The organism is Morganella sp. HSTU-ASny43 (assembly GCF_022819185.1).
Classification (GTDB): domain Bacteria; phylum Pseudomonadota; class Gammaproteobacteria; order Enterobacterales; family Enterobacteriaceae; genus Morganella; species Morganella morganii.
The window spans coordinates 1-1469 of sequence record NZ_WSPG01000068.1 but is presented as its reverse complement, the minus strand read 5'-3'; the positions used below and the strand labels follow the sequence as shown (position 1 = coordinate 1469).

At 27.3% G+C, this 1469-nt stretch carries 2 protein-coding genes; both read left to right on the top strand.

Going from position 1 to position 1469, the window contains the following annotated elements; genetic code table 11:
- On the top strand, positions 1–809 hold an 809-nt coding region (locus GN208_RS17715; RefSeq protein ID WP_243828510.1), incomplete at its 5' end, for a hypothetical protein.
- A partial coding sequence (locus GN208_RS17710) for a hypothetical protein (RefSeq protein ID WP_243828509.1) occupies positions 806–1469 on the top strand: 664 nt, incomplete at its 3' end. The genes GN208_RS17715 and GN208_RS17710, both read left to right, overlap by 4 nt.

Here is a 1469-nt window from a genome sequence, read left to right as displayed (position 1 = left end):
GTGTTAATCTATCTGATATAGAGAACATGAACACCTATTCATTTAACGAATATGAGAACCACTCCTCATTTAGAGATTTAGCATACTTACTGAGAACTTTATTCTCTATATTTTTATTGCCTGTGTCAGCTTTTATTTTTATACTTTTATGTTTATTATTTAAATCTAAATTATCTGGTTCTGATTTTAAATCTTTAGCCTTAGCAATGGGTGATATACTATTTGTAGCTATAATTAAAAAACTAATATCTCGAAACAAAAACAATATAAGAATATATTTTTCAGCAGCCATTATTCCAGATGCAGCTATATTCATATCAACTGGTGATATAATAGAAGTATCTCATGGTGTAATCCATCCACAACATCCGACATATTATTTTTTGGAAAAAAGAACAATGCCGATAGTTGTCGGAACACAGCAACAAAAACAACAAGTAATAAATAACGGAGTTAGTGAAAATATTATTATACTAAGTGACCTATTTTTTAGATCATATTTTCATTTTAATCCTGATGCCCCCAAAGTTTTTATCGGCCAATTTGGCTTTAGCTTCGAAGAGACTGCATCAGAATTTTTAGATGAAAATACTGACATCTTGATAAGATTTCATCCGCGTTGCTCTGATGATTTTCGTTGTAAATATGCCAATAGAGAGTATAAAGGAAATTTAGCATCATATTTATATTCTATATCCAGTTCTATGCTACTCGATGCTCAACTTGCAGGTATACCATATAGCTTTGTTTATTCTAAAAATAAATCTTTTGAGAATGAATTCTTATTTTCAAGGAATGGTTTATTGTGACCCTCTATAAAACCAATCTTATTATAACGTTTAATATAGCTCTTGTTTTCTTATTTAAATCCATTGCTCCTGGATTATCTATTCTAGATATATTTAACGATGCTCAAATATATTATTTCTTCCAAACAACAGCAATAATACAATTATATGTTTTTGTAATATCCCTTGGGCATACATCAGATAAAGAGTTTTCTTTTTTTAATGTTAGGCAAATTATTCATTTAATTGTTAGAAGTATTTTTCTATCTCTGATATTGATTTTTTTTGATATAGCTAATATTTCAGAAATGATATTTCCATTCCTTTTCGCTTTAATGATTGTATTTAGCTCTATTATTGACTTTAGAATGAAATTCTATAGCCTATTTATCTCTAGACTTTATTTTGTATTTTTTGTCTTGTTATTATCTTTTATTTTATCTCTATTAACATTAAGCACTATTTATTCACGTGTTTTTATACAAGTAGTTCCATTTTTTTTATTTTCTTTATTTCTTTTCCTCTTAAATTTAAAAAATAAAAATATCTGGCTTGACCATAATAATAACAAGAGCTCTATTAATTTTAATTTATTATTCTATGCATTCCTGACATCCATTTATGTATTCATTGATAGACGTTACGTGGCTGATTATGGAGACTCATACAATAGATATATTT